We start from the raw sequence: 12,704 nt of genomic DNA on the forward strand, positions 1-12,704 counted from the left end.
CACACCCGGGCGTTATAGGTGAGCGTGTTGCAGCACAATCAGCAGGTTTGATCGGCTGCGCATATATAACTACACCCCGCTCCCTGCGTGCCTTTGATTGACTGCTGCCTTCCGCCATCCATGAGGCAGCGACAATGACCGCCGACACCCTGACGCCTTTCAAGAGCCACGAGCGTTATTTCAACCAGCAGATCCCCACCTGGCTGAGCCATGCCAGCACCCATGCCATCAAAGAGCTGCATCAACGTCAACTGCCTCCCGCGAAGAGTGCCGCAGATACTGACGCGCAACTGCGCCAGGCATTGAACGACAGCCTGAGGCGTACCCAGGCTTCCAGCGCTGCGGCCGCCCGGGTTCTGAGGCAAATCAAGGGTATCAGCGAGTTTGCCGAGCCGCTGTTGCGCGCTGAATTAAACAAGCGCTTGGCGCTGGATATCAGCGTAACGGCCAATGAGCTGGTGCACATGCGCGATGATGCTTCGTTGCGCGAAGATCGCCTGGCCTCGGTGTTGATATCACGCCAACCGTTGTTGCAGGCGGCCTTGCAGAATTTTACTGCAAGCGACGCAGAGATCTTTCGCACCGATACCTACAGTGCGGTGACGGCGGTCGGTGCCCTGCAACCTTTCCCTTCGACAGTGGACCCTGAGCGGCGCGCCCATCAATCCATCCGTTATGCCAGCAAGCTGCCCATCAGCCCTCTGCAGTTTGCAAAGCTGTGCCGGGAACTGGATATCGGCCAACAGTACCAGGACCATCTCAAGTCGATTCTCGATGCCGCCCACAGTCGCGATGCCGTGCGCCGCACGCTGGTATCGGCAGCCAGGGACCGCTGCGAAAGCAACGTGCACGCGGCGCGTATCGCCGGCCACATCAGCGAGCCGGCTTACCGCATGCTCAAGCAGATGCTCAGGCAGTCGGCAAGTGCCCCGGCGACACAGACCTTGAGAGTCGACAAGGTGTATGAACGTGGCAACAGCGCGTTCGACGGTTCGCGTTGCTACCTGCTCAACCTCTTCGGTAGCACCCTGGGCGGCGGCTTTTTGTTGCTCGGCCCCGACCCTGCCAGCCAGGCGCTACCGGTGCCAGTGGTGGTGGTAATGCCGGGCGATGCCAAGCCTGTGCAGGAATACGACTCCTACGCCGATTTTTACCGCAGCCTCAAGGCGCGCCTGCAAGACCCGCAGTTCCAGGGTTTTTTCAGTCGCTTCCTCGCCCGTCGCGGGCAATCGCGCGTGTTCGCTCAGTTCAAGCAAAGCGGCAACTGGCACGCGCAACCACCCAGGCTTCAGGAAATACGCGGCGAGTGCTTCGACTACCTGCACAGCGCGATGTTGACCAGGGCCTGGGACGACGCCAGGACCCTGGCGGTGCCGACCGCTGATGTCGATCGCGACGCCTGGCTGCAGGAGTTGAATCATTACCTGGACTTGGGCTTTAGCATGCTCAACGTAGCAGCGTTCTTCGTACCGGGCCTGGGCGAGGTGATGATGGTGGCCCTCGGTGCGCAGCTGCTGGGCGACCTGTTCAACGGCCTGCAAGCCTGGGAGGCCAATGACCAGCAACAGGCCATCAGCTATTTGCAGTCCTTCGGTATCAACCTGGCTATTACTGCCGGGCTGGGTGTGGTCGCGGGCGCCGCGGGTGCAGCGTTGAGCCAGCCGCTGGCGATCGATGCGCTGGAAGTGGTCGAGCTACCAGGGGATGAGGTCCGCCTGTGGCGACCGGATCTTGCCCCTTACCAGCAAAGCGCAGCACTGCTGGAGGGCCACTTTGCCGATGCGCAAGGCATTTACCGGGTCGCTGGCAAACGCTACATCCGCATCGAGGGCAAGCCATTGGAAATCACCCAGGATTCGCACCTGGGCAAATGGCGTGTCGAGCACCCCGACGACCCTCAGGCTTACCGGCCTGTACTTGAGCATAACGGTGAGGGTGCCTGGCATCATGCGCTTGAGCGCGTCGACAGTTGGCCACGCCCGACCCTGGTGCGCAGGCTCGGGCACGCCTTCGAAGGTTGGGCAGACGCGGCGCTTGAGCGCATGGCCGACATCAGCGGCGTCAGCGATGCTGAGCTGCGTGCGGTCTACAGTGACGACCAACCCGCCCCGGCAGCCTTGCTCGACGTCAGGCGGCGGTTTGAAATCGATCGCCTGATCGCGGCACAGATCGACAATGTAAAGACGGGGCAGGGGTTGCAATCAGGCTTCAACTACCCGGTATCGCTGCTGCCGGAGTTACCGCGCTGGCCGCAAGGCAAAGCCGTCGAGCTGTATGACAGTGCCGAACTGTGGGGGCAACCGATGGTGTATGGTCGTGCGCAGCCTGAGGTGGCCGCCATCAGGCTTTCGCGCAGTGACCTGGCCGCAGGACGCCTGATTCGCAGCGTGTTAGAGGGTTTGAGCGTGGCCGAACGCAGCCGTTGGTTTGGTAATGACCACGTGGCCCGTGACCTTGAAACCGAGATCGGCCAGCAACTAGCTGAGCAGATGCAGGCATCCAGGTCACGGATTTTCGACAGCCTGTACCTGAATATGAGTGAACCGCTCGACCCCCTGCAAATGGCGTTGCAGCGGGATTTCCAGGGGCTGTCGCGGCCGCTCGCCGAAGCCTTGGCCAAGGCTGCCAGCGAAGTTGAGCGCAGCCGCTGGCAGGCTTCCGGGCGGGTGCCGCTGACGCTTGCCAAACGGGCCCGCGAGGCGTCGCGCCAAGTACGCCTGTCACGCGCTTGCGAAGGCCTCGAAATCAGCTACCTGGCCAATGACGACAGCTACCGGCTGGCCCTGCATTTGTTGCCGGAATTGTCCGGCTGGAGCGACTCGGTTCATTTGAGCGTGCGCCGCGACAGTGTGTCCGGCACTGAGCTCGACAGCATTGGCAGCGCGGGCGCGACGTCGCGAAAAACCCTGGTTAAAAGTGCCCGGGGCTGGCGCGCTTTCGACGAAAATGACGCCGAGTTGAGCGGGCTTGAGACAGCGGATCACGGCTTCTTCACCAGCCTGCTGCAGGCTTTGCCCGACAGCGAGCGCGTGGCGCTTGGCTTGAACATCGGTGACAGCACCGCACTGCGCCGCGCCCTGCTGGCGCAGGCAGCGCGTCAACCTGCCAAGGCGCGGCTGGCGTTGGGCATGGCGGTGGAGCAGGGGCGCTTCAGGCCGCCACTGTCGGTCGGGGCGGGGCGCCGTGGCTACCCCTTGGGTGGTACGATCGGGCGCTTGTTGCCACGTACTTACGAGCAGCGTTTGCGCAACCTGTTTCCCGACTATACCGATGAACAGTTGCGCGATTTTTTTCGCAATGTTGGCTTGCAAGGCGAAGCGCTGGAGAGTGTGATTGGTGACCTGGAGCAGGAGCTTGAAAGCGAACGCCAAGGCTTGTCAGCCTGGGTCGAGCAGGGGGATACAACCACTGTCCGCGAACGGCGCAGGCAACTGGCGATGCAGTTGCTGGATGTCTGGCAACTTCGCAGCAGGGCGCCACTTGAGGTCAGCGAGTATCAACTGGATGGGGCGCCTGGCTACCTACTGACACTCAACTCCCCTGGGGTGGATGCGCTGCCGCCTCTTGCGAGCCCCATCGACCAGATTCTCGAGTTGGAGTTGAGCAGCATGACGGCCATCAGTGAGTTGCCAGCAGAATTCTTGCGCGCCTTCCCCAACCTGCGCCGCTTGAGCGTACGACACACGCCGATCACGCAGATCCCGCAGAACATTGGCCAACTGAGTGAGTTGCGGGTGCTGGATCTCACTTATAGCCGAACAGGGTTGGCCCACCTGGCACGCTTGGGCGGACTTCGGCGTTTGTGGTCGCTGGATCTTCGGGGCGTGTCGCCCTCGCCGGTCACTGTCACGGCCGAACAACTGGCGCCTTTGCGGCAGCTATCCAGCTTGCGTTTCTTGTCGCTAATGGAGAACCAAGCCAGCTTCGGCCCAGGCGCGTTTGCCGAATTGGCCGGGATGCCGAACCTGCGCCGGCTGTACCTGACCCGCAACAACATCACCCTGAGCGAAGCCGATGTCAGTGAGCTGGCGGGCATAACCAACTTGCGTGAGTTGTCCATGGGCCATAACCCGTTGATGCGCACTCCGGACATCCGCCAGATGCCGCGGCTGCGCCTCTTGGCGTTGCCGGACGCGCACATCACTGGCTGGCCGCTGGGGCTTGAGACCACCGCGAACGTTGAAGTTCGCCTCGAAGGCAATGCCATTATCGAAGTGCCTGCTGGCGCCGGACGAATGCCGGGCCTGTCGTTTGGCTACCAGGGCATGAGCGAGGCGCTGACTACCCGCTTGATTCGGGAGCGCATGCAGGTTCAGGCCGAGCCCGGGGCGGATGTGGGTACCGAGGAGGTGCTGGATGACGGAGGGGACACCGACCTGAGCGCCTATCAGCAGCTGACTGAAGAGCAGGAGCACACCGCGCTGGAGCTGTTTCGCCTGCCTGAGTCACGCTCGTTCAGGCGTTTGCTGGCCCGGTTGCTGACCAACGGGCAAGTAACCGAGCCTCAGGCTGTGCAATTGATCGAGGCGGCTGCAGCGGACCCTGAACAACTGGGCAGGCAACTGTTCGCCCAGGCCGTTGACGCCGATACCTGCGAGGACCGCGATATCGTGGTATTCAGTGACCTGCAGGGGCTGCGAGAGGCCGATCAGGCACTCGGTCAGGGTGGCCAGGCAAGTCGACAGTTGCTGGCCCTGGGCATCAGCCGCTGGTGCCTGCAACGCCTGCGCACCTATGTGGCGGAGCAGATCCGCGGCTGGCAGGCCGATCCGCAGTTCGTGCACTTTATCGATGCGATCGAAGTGGAGCTGTATTACCGGATTCATCTGGCTGAACGCTTGGGCTTACGTCATCAACCGACAGAAATGATCCATGGCCATACGGTGTTCTGGGTCACCAGCGATATGCTGGCTGAGGCTGCGCGTATCATCCGCCAGGATCAGGCGGCTCTGCTGCCTGAATGGATGACCCAGGAAATCTATTGGCAGGATTACCTCAGGCGCAAATATCGTGCGCGCTACGACGCGCTACAGGCTCAATTGGCCAGCATCTTCGATCCTGCGATCGGTTTCATGGAAGACTTGCAACGGCTACGAGGAACGCAAGCAGACCTGACGACGCCGCTTCCTGTGGTAGCGGGGGAGACGGCTGAACAGCTGGCCTCGGCATTTGCGCTGGCACCCAGCGAGCTGGCGCAGCTAGCCTACGATGAAGCCACATGGATTCAGGCCTACAGGAAACTGCAGGATGCCCGGGAAGCGAGGGAAAACGAGCTTCCAGGGGTGCTGACGAAAGAAGAAATTGGACGTGACGCGGGTTGAGCCAGCACAAAAAAACCGAAGCCCAGGCTTCGGTTTTTTTATCGCTGCCAGCCGATCAGGCCGGGAACAGCTCGCTCAGTTTCATCGACAGCATCATGTCGCCTTCAACGCGCAGCTTGCCGCCCATGAAGGCCTGCATGCCGTCGGTGTCGCCGCTGACGATTCCCTTGAGGGTGTCGCTGTCCAGCACCAGGGTGCAGTTGGCGTCGGCGTTTTCGCCTTCCTGGATTTCGCAGGTGCCATCCTTGACGATGAGGGCGTAGTGCTTGTCTTCATCAGTGATGTTGAAACCGAATACCAGGTCCAGGCCAGCGGCGGCGGCTGGGTTGAACTTGGCTTTCATCGCTTCGACGGCTTTTGCTACATCGCTCATGGTGTGTTCCTTATTAAGTGATTTGCGTGACGGGTGAGGTCACAACGAGCCGGGGTTCATCGGTAGGTGATGAGCTCCGGCGCCTTCAACAGCTGCACATGGGCCTGGCTGTTGAAGGAAGCCAGGGCCACCTCGCGGCCGCGAAACTTCAGTTGGCTGAGCGAGGTGTTGATGATCTGCCAGTTCAGCTCGAAAGCCTGGCCGGCAGTGATACGGGTTACCAGGTGGAGCAGGGCGGCAATGGTGCCGCCCGAGGTGAAAATGGCAATGTTGTCGCCGTTACCAGCCTGTTGCAGCACCCGCTGCAGGCCGCCATCGACCCGCTGGACAAAGCCTTGCCAGCTCTCGGCGCCTTCGCAGGCATGTTCGCCGCCGTGCCAGCGCTGCACCAGCAAGGCGAACAGGCGCTGGAACTCGCTGCGGTTCTGAGTGCCGTTGCGCAGCACGTGCAAGGCTTCGGGCTCGTCCGGCAACAGGCCAGGCAGCAGGCCGCGGATCACGCCGTCGACATCGAATTCGTTGAAGGCATTGTCGGTCTCCAGCGTGGGCACTTCGCAACCGGCGTTGTGCATCACGGCCATGGCCAGGCGCGCGGTGTCCTGCTGGCGGCGCAGGTCGCCGGCCAGGCAGCGGTCCAGGCGCAAGCCCAGTTGCGCCAGGTGCTCGCCCAGGGCCTCGCTCTGGCGCATGCCAACGGGCGAGAGGACGTCGTAGTCGTCTGCACCAAATGAAGCCTGGCCATGTCGAATCAGGTAGATACTGCCCACGTCGTCCGCCTGCGCTAAGGATGAGCCGAGGTTAGGTTGCCGCTGTCAGGCTGTCAACGAAAAAACATACAAGCGTTTGAAAAGAGCGTTTGAACTGCATTGCCGAAGATTTCCTGCGCTGGCAGGGGCAGGGCGGCCTCGGTATGCTTGACTATCGGTTCGCGCCGCACGGGCGCAGGCATGTTAAGGAGTTACTGTGGAGTTTCTTGCAGAGTACGCAAGCTTTCTCGCCAAGACCGCGACCCTGGTGATCGCGATTCTGATTGTCCTCTCGGCAATTGCCGGTTTGCGCGGCAAGGGCCGGCGCAAGGGCGGCGGCCAGTTGCAGGTCAACAAGCTCAATGAGTTCTATAAAGACTTGCGTGAGCGCCTGGAAAGCAGCTTGCTGGACAAGGCCCAGTTAAAAGCCTTGCGCAAGCAGCAGGCCAAGGCCGAAAAACAACTGAAGAAAAAGCCCGAAGAAAAAAGCCGGGTGTTCGTCCTCGACTTCGACGGCGACATCAAGGCCTCGGCCACCGAGAGCCTGCGCCATGAAATCAGCGCGGTGCTGAGCCTGGCCACGGCCCAGGACGAGGTGGTGCTGCGCCTTGAAAGCGGCGGTGGGATGGTCCATAGCTATGGCCTGGCGGCCTCGCAACTGGCGCGTATTCGCCAGGCTGGCGTGCCATTGACCGTGTGCATCGACAAGGTCGCCGCCAGCGGTGGCTACATGATGGCCTGCATCGGCGACAAGATCGTCAGCGCACCCTTTGCCATCCTTGGTTCGATCGGCGTGGTGGCGCAGTTGCCCAACGTCAACCGCCTGCTGAAAAAACACGACGTCGACTTCGAAGTGTTCACCGCCGGTGAATACAAACGCACCGTGACCGTGTTCGGCGAGAACACCGAAAAAGGCCGGGAGAAGTTCCAGGAAGACCTGGACATCACCCACCAGTTGTTCAAGGACTTCGTCTCGCGCTACCGCCCGCAGTTGCACATCGATGATGTTGCCACCGGTGAGGTCTGGCTCGGCGTTGCCGCGCTGAACAAGCAACTGGTCGACCAGTTGATGACCAGCGACGAGTACCTGAGCCAGCGCGCCCGCGAGGCCAACCTGTATCATCTGCACTTTGCCGAGCGCAAAAGCCTGCAGGAACGTGTGGGCCTGGCAGCCAGCGGTTCGCTCGAACACCTGGCGGTCAAGCTCTGGAGCCGTCTGAGTGGCCGGCTGTGGTAACCGGCTAGCCCTGCAACACCCAAGCATTAATTAGCACCCTGGCGGTGCTTGCGGCAGGTCTCCTAGGCATTCAAGCCAACAGGAGACTTGCCATGACCACCCCCTCTTCACTATCCGTTCCCGGCCTGCATGGCCCGTTCATTTCGCAACGCCTGCCGGCCTGGCTTCGCCATGCCCGGCCCGAAGACTTCGAGCGCATGGGCGCGCAGTTGCTGGCGCAGCAGCATGGCCGCGAGCAGCAAGACTGGTTTGCGACTGCCAGCACAGCGGAACAAACGCTACTGGTCGATTACCAGCAGCGCAGCCGCCGCTCCGGCCAGCGCCTGGCCCGTGAGCTGAAAGACCTCAAAGGCATCGGCGCATTTTGCGAGCCCTTGCTCAGTGCCCGGCTCAAAGCCGACCTTGGGGCCGAGCCTGATGTCGACTTCGATGAGTTCGTGCGCATCGAGCGTGAATCGGTGCTGCTGGGGTCAATGCTCAGGACTGTCCCGCGCCGCCAGAGCCTGATGCAGGCGGCATTGCAGAACTTTGCCGCCGACAGCGAGTTTGAAGCCGGCACTGCGCTGGCGCCCAAGGACGCTTTCTTTCTTGAACTGATACCGGGGACCGAGCAGGGCTACCCGCGTTTTCGCTATCGCTACACGCAAAAGCTCGATATCGAACCCCAGGCGTTTGCCCGCGTGTGCCATGACCTGGACCTGGGCGGGCAATACCAGCGGCACCTGAGCGAAGTGTTCGAGACACCGGCCAGCAGCGCCCTGCGTCGTAGCCTGGCAATCGAGCTGTACAAGGATCAGTTAAGGGTGAACCTGCAGGTCGCCTTCATGAAAAAACAGATCAGCGAGCGGGGACGTCAGGCCTTGCTCGATCTGTTGAGTGGCGTACGGGCGCCGCGCTGGAATGGCAAGCCCGTGCGTTGCAGCCAACTGAGCATGTTCGAAGCGCCGCTGCCCGATGTGCTGGTGATCGGGCCTGAGCGCAACGACAATCGCGTCGAGCCGGTGATCCTCTACCTGCCTGGGGCGCCGGGTGCGGCGCTCAAAGAGTACCCGTCGGTCAAGGCTGCCAGCGACGATCTGAAGGTCCTGCTGCGCAAACCCGCGTACCAGTCGCTGTTACGCGGCTACGTTGCTCACCAATCGCAGCAACATGTATTGAAACGGCTGGAGGAGGCGCTGTATCACCTGGTCAATGATGGCGACGGCCTGCACTGGCGGCGGCCGAACCCGGACGCCAACCTGCATGTGCGCGAGACCTTCATCGACCAGGAGTTGTTTGGCTACCTGCAGGACCGTCACCTGCAGAAGATAAAGGATGAGGCACGGGCCCTGGCCGTGCCCAGCGCCGACGCCGATGACCAGGCCTGGCGTGAGCGCCTGGCTTATTGGGAGTCGATCGGTTTCAACCTGCTCAATGCCGCAGCGTTTTTCGTCCCCTCGCTCGGGGCGGTGATGGCCGCCGTGGCGGCGGCGCAACTGATCGGCGAGGTGGTAGAGGGTGCTCACGCCTGGGAGGCTGGCGAGCTGGCCGAGGCCTGGACGCACCTTGAATCGGTCGGCCTCAATGTTGCCTTCATCGCCGGGCTGGGCCTTGCCGGCAGGACCCTCGAGCCGGTTGCGGCCAGCGAAGCGATCAATGGCCTGGTCAAGGTCAGGCTGCCCGATGGTCAATTGCGCTTGTGGCAGCCTGCGCTGGGTGACTACACCCAGGACATCGACCTGCAAGGGATCGAGCCCGACAGCAACGGTCACTACTTGGTCGAGGGCAAGCGCTACATCCGCCTGGGCGACGACACTTTCGCCGTGGCCACAAGCGAAAACGGGCAGTGGAGCATCCTCCATCCGGCAGACCCATCGGCATACCGGCCTATGCTTGAACACAATGGCCAGGGCAACTGGCGGGTGATCGGCGAGCAGCCACTGGGCTGGAGCCGCCTGCAGTTGTTGCAGCGACTGGGGCATGCCGCTGAGGGGCTCAGCGACGCCGAGCGGCTGCAGGCGGCCGATATCAGCGGGGTCAGCGATGATGTCTTGCGCGCCATTTACGCCACGCAGCAACCACTGCCACCGGTGCTGGCCGATACCTTGCAGCGTTTACGCCTGGACCGCCAGCTCGAAACCTGGATCGGCAACCTGCGCAGCGGCTCGCCGGGCGGCGTGGGCCGGGATTTTGCCGTGGTACTGGCCACCGAACTGCCCAACTGGCTGAACCTGCCGATCGAAGTGTTTCGCGGCCCCGAGTTATGGGGCGACTCGACGGTATACGGCCTGGCCCGCTGGCCTGATAGGGCAACGTTCAAGGTGTTGATGAGTGAGCTCTACGCCAACCAGTTGCCCGAAGCCATACTGCAGCGCTTCGATGAACAGGCTATCAAGCGTCTGCTGGGTGCCGACGTGCAACCAACAGATCGCCTTCAGGCACTGCGTAACGCATTGGCAGCGCGGGCGCAGCTCAGGCGTGCGGCGATATTCGAAAGCATCTATGCGACGCCTGTCCAGCAGGCGCAGGCAGAGGTGCGTCTGCTGCAGCGGGACTTTCCCTTGCTGCCCCTGCAGGCCGCTGAAGAACTGCTCAACCATGCCACCCCGGGCGAACTGGGCACGCTGCAGCAAGCCGCCGCGCGGGTGCCCCTGCGCCTGGCCGAGGAGGCCCGGTTGTACCAGCGGCAGGTGCGCTTGAACCGTGCGTTCGAAGGGATCTACCAACCGCGTTTGGCCAGCCTGGACAGTGACCTGCTGATGCTGCGGCTGCTCGATCAATTGCCGGGCTGGACTGCCCGGGTTCACCTGCAAGTGCGTGCCGAAACGTTTGATGGCGAGCTACTGGCGTCGGTTGGCGAGCCGAGCGGCGAACTCAAGACCCTGCTGTGCAAAGACCAGCGTTACAGCGCCTTCGATGCGCACGGCAACGAACTGACCGTCAACGACGACATGGCTGGGGCGTTGTTGCGGGCCCTGCCGGACAGTGAACGCCAGTCACTGGGGCTACAGATTGGCGAGCGGGATCGCTTACAGGCGACGCTGGCGGCGTTGGCCTCGACAGACCGGCTTCGCGCTTCACGCTTGCTCGGCCAGCAGCCGGTACGCCCCTGGTTGCGCTCGCCGCTGAGCCTGGCCGATGGACGCCTGGGCTACCCGCTCAGTGGCCGCGGGGCGGTGGGCAATCGATTCGACAACAGCCTGTTGAGCCAGGTCCGCAGCCTGTATCCGATTCTGGAGCCGCAAGAGGCGCAGCGTTTGCTTCAGGAACTGGGCGCGACCGAGGTTGAGCAGGCCCAGGCGCTGGAGCAACGTCGGCAAGAGTACCGGCAGTTGAGTGAAACGTTGAAGCAATGGGCCGGCCAGGAGCAGGATTTAGGGTTTGGTGCGATGGTAGCCCCGGCAAACTCGCCGGGGCTGATTCGGGTAGCTGAACAAATCAAAAAGGCCTGGCGCCGGGAAACTGCCCGTGTCAACGCCGGTGACGGACGCTTTATCGGCTACCGTCTGGATCTGGGCAATATGCGCCTGGGAGCGCTGCCAGCGTTGACGGCAGATTTCAGTCACATCGGCGACCTGTCCCTCTCGGGAATGGGCCTGCAAGCAGTGCCGGCTAGCTTTCTGCAGGTTTTCAGCAGGCTGAGCTGGCTTGATCTCAACGGCAATCGCCTGACCGGGCTTGATGATGCAATCGGCGAGCTGCAGGGCCTGACTCGGCTACAGGTACGCCATAACAACCTGGAGATGACTGATTCGACCCAGGCGGTGCTGGGACGGCTCACGCAACTGAAACTGCTGCATCTGGATGACAATCCGCTGGGCCAGCCACCTGCAGTCGGAGCAATGCCGCAGTTGCTCAACCTGTCTTTGCGAGGCACCCAGATCAGCACCTGGCCTGAGGGGGTGTTCGAGCTTGAGCGGCTGGTAGTGCTGGATTTGCGCCTCAACCGGATTCGCCATATACCCGACGCGGTACTGCAGACCACGCCACAAATCGTGAGGCTTAACGGTGTTACCAGCCTGCATGGCAATCCCCTGGATGCCTTTAGCCTTGACCGGCTCGAGAGCTACCGCCAGCGCACCGGTGTGAATTTCCAGGTGGCGCCGGACCTGCGTGGTCCGCACCTGCAAGCGCCGGCCTCACCGGCAGCGCACTGGCTGACTGGCGCCGATGCGGCCAGGGTAGTGCAGATCAATGGGTATTGGAGCGCGCTGGCTGAAATTCCGCAAAGTGGCGAGTTCTTTCGCCTGCTCAACGATTTGCGCAATACCGCCGATTTTCGCCGCGACTACCCCGGGCTGCGCGCACGGGTATGGAACATGCTCGCTGCCGCCAACGACTATGAGGATGTGCGTACCGCGTTGTTCGAGTTTGCCAATCACGTGAATACCTGCGGCGATGGCATCATTCTGGTGTTCAGCCAGTTGGAGGTGCTGGTGCTGGTGGAGCAAGCCAAGCGCGCCGGGACAGTGGTCGGCGCCGAGTACGCGCTGATCGACCTGGCCCGTGGCTTGAGCCGCCTGGATGCAGTGGAGCGGATTGCCTTGGGTGATATCGCCGAGCGGCGCACGGCAGGGCTTCGGGTTGACGATGTGGAGGTGCGCCTGGCGTATCGCATCGGCCTGGCCGAGCGCCTGGAACTGCCGGGGCAGCCGCAAAGCATGCTGTTCGAACGCATGGCCAATGTCACCGCCGCGCAACTGGACAGCGCTGCTACCGAGGTGCTGGCGGGAGAGACGCCGGAATCCTTGAAGTCTGGTATTGCGGGGCGGGACTTCTGGATCGAGTTTCTCAGGGCGCGTTACGCAATGCGTTTCGAAGAGGTCAACAAGCCTTACTTTGCCCGGCTGGAAGCGCTGGACGCCGACAAGCTGTCGATGAGCGATCAGGCTTACCGCTCACGCTCGGAAACCATTGGCAAGAGGCGCAAGGAGGACGAGCAACGCTTGATCGAGACGCTGACCACGGATATCTGGAACAGCGTGCCGGACCAGGTTACTCATCTGTAACCCTGGCGCCCGTGCCAAGCCAGGCACGGGCGCCTTTTT

General features: G+C 62.2%; 5 protein-coding genes. 3 read left to right on the plus strand and 2 right to left on the minus strand.

Annotation, left to right across the window (positions count from 1 at the left end):
* Positions 1-134 precede the first annotated feature (134 nt).
* Positions 135-5,321, plus strand: a complete 5,187-nt coding sequence (locus tag LOY34_RS11720) for a dermonecrotic toxin domain-containing protein (protein ID WP_258664849.1) — start codon at positions 135-137, stop codon at positions 5,319-5,321.
* Between the two features lie 55 nt (positions 5,322-5,376).
* Here the strand turns inward: LOY34_RS11720 and LOY34_RS11725 are convergent, their stop codons facing one another.
* Positions 5,377-5,694, minus strand: coding sequence for an SCP2 sterol-binding domain-containing protein (locus tag LOY34_RS11725; protein WP_195883857.1), 318 nt, complete (start codon positions 5,692-5,694; stop codon positions 5,377-5,379).
* 56 nt (positions 5,695-5,750) lie between these two features.
* Complete coding sequence (locus LOY34_RS11730; RefSeq protein ID WP_258664852.1) at positions 5,751-6,461, minus strand: histidine phosphatase family protein; 711 nt, start codon at positions 6,459-6,461, stop codon at positions 5,751-5,753.
* A gap of 196 nt (positions 6,462-6,657) precedes the next feature.
* On the opposite strand from LOY34_RS11730, the gene sohB reads away from it, so the two are divergent.
* Both sohB and LOY34_RS11740 read left to right on the plus strand, forming a co-directional pair.
* A complete protein-coding gene (sohB, locus tag LOY34_RS11735; RefSeq protein WP_093383647.1) occupies positions 6,658-7,677 on the plus strand; it encodes a protease SohB in 1,020 nt (339 codons plus the stop codon).
* A 92-nt stretch (positions 7,678-7,769) separates the two neighbouring features.
* Positions 7,770-12,665 (plus strand): NEL-type E3 ubiquitin ligase domain-containing protein, encoded by a 4,896-nt coding sequence (locus LOY34_RS11740; protein WP_195883858.1) that lies wholly within the window; start codon positions 7,770-7,772, stop codon positions 12,663-12,665.
* Positions 12,666-12,704 lie beyond the last annotated feature (39 nt).

The sequence above is a fragment of the Pseudomonas sp. B21-009 genome (assembly GCF_024749345.1).
GTDB lineage: Bacteria > Pseudomonadota > Gammaproteobacteria > Pseudomonadales > Pseudomonadaceae > Aquipseudomonas.